Origin of the sequence: Alteromonas sp. 14N.309.X.WAT.G.H12, assembly GCF_036697315.1 — a bacterium.
In the GTDB taxonomy this organism is placed as follows: Bacteria; Pseudomonadota; Gammaproteobacteria; order Enterobacterales; family Alteromonadaceae; genus Alteromonas.
In genome coordinates, this window is sequence record NZ_JBAHZB010000220.1 from 1 (window position 1) to 1,414 (window position 1,414).

Consider the following 1,414-nt stretch of genomic DNA (forward strand, 5'->3'; position numbering starts at 1 on the left):
GAGCACATGACGGTAAACGATAAAGGCGAGATTGTGCATAAGAGTAAAAAAGAGTTCCGAGACGCATTTAATCCGGAACAGGACCCTAACAGTATAGCCCGGTTTAAACAGGATGATATTTAGTCGTATATTTTCCCCTGCGTATTCACATCGTGATCCGCAAAAACGTATTCAGGCCATTGCTAACCTTTCTCCGGATAAAAGCAACGAAAAATCGGTTTTACATGAATTGGCGTTCAATGATGAAAATGTCTCAGTGAGCATTGCTGCATTGGAAAAGCTGGATTCTTTTCCGCTGTGGCTGAAAATGTCGCAAACGGCAAAAGATGCCCGTTTACGTCGTAAAGCAAATCAATATGTAGAAAACACATTACTGGATGCAGACAGTCAACAAATCCCTGAACAGGAGTTAAGTGAATACCTGGTCAAACAGGCGCCGGCAGATTTAGTCAGAAAAGTGCTAAAAAGCCCTGTGGCCAAAAAGTTATCCGATGAGATAGTGCTTGGGTTGCTTGAAAAAGCGGCTAAGGGAGACTTTGTTCAGCAGTATTTTCTTAACCATGCGTCGCCTTCTATTCAGCTGCACATTATTGCCTCTGAAACACAAGACAGCGTGCTTACCCGACTGTTGAAGAAAACGGAAAATACCGACACTAAAAAACACATTGAACAGCGCTTAGACGAATTAAAACAGCAGCGGGAAAAACCCGTTGAGGTGGAAAAAGATACCATCTTGTTATTGTCTAAATTGCAAGCGGTCACTAGCAAACAAGATTATCAGGATGTAGCGGCGCGTATTGCGGAATACGAAGCCCAGTACGATGAGCTGAAAAAGGATTTTCCTTTGCTTGCAGAGGATAAACAGCAAGAAATCACGGAAAAATATGATCGTCTAATGCACAAAGCTTATACGTTTTGTGACCAGCTTAAAGAAAAATGGGAAGCCCAGCAGGCTAGCCAACGTATTTTGACCCTTTATCGGGAAACGCAACAGAAATGGCAAGCCGCTGAAGCCAAAGTCAGCTGGTTATTTCAAGAGCGATTATGTGATGCAACCTTGGCGGATGTTGAAGCCATCAATGACCGAGTAAGAAAACTGGAAGATGGCTTAGCGCAGTTCGACGGTGCTATTAATCAACAACAATACCGCGAGTTAAAAACCTCGGTATTAGCCCTAGCCGTGCGTCTTGAACGCTTTTCAGCCCAGCAACAAATTGGTCAACGGGTGTTTCAGTATCTACTTGAAGCTGAAGCTTTAAAAGCGAAATCTGACGCTGAGCCTGAATTTGATGTAGTCGCGCCTTTTAGCGCATTAAAACAACAGTGGCGTGAGGAAACCCGGCAACTCGATACCTTACCCGGTGAGTGGAAAAAGCGCTGGTCCCATGTGGAAAAACACGTCAAAGCCCTCAAT

1 pseudogene is annotated in these 1,414 nt (G+C 44.1%); it reads left to right on the forward strand.

Annotated features, from left to right (window positions below):
• Nucleotides 1-112: 112 nt before the first annotated feature.
• Nucleotides 113-1,414: pseudogene (locus tag V5298_RS20620) on the forward strand (hypothetical protein); the annotation flags it as partial.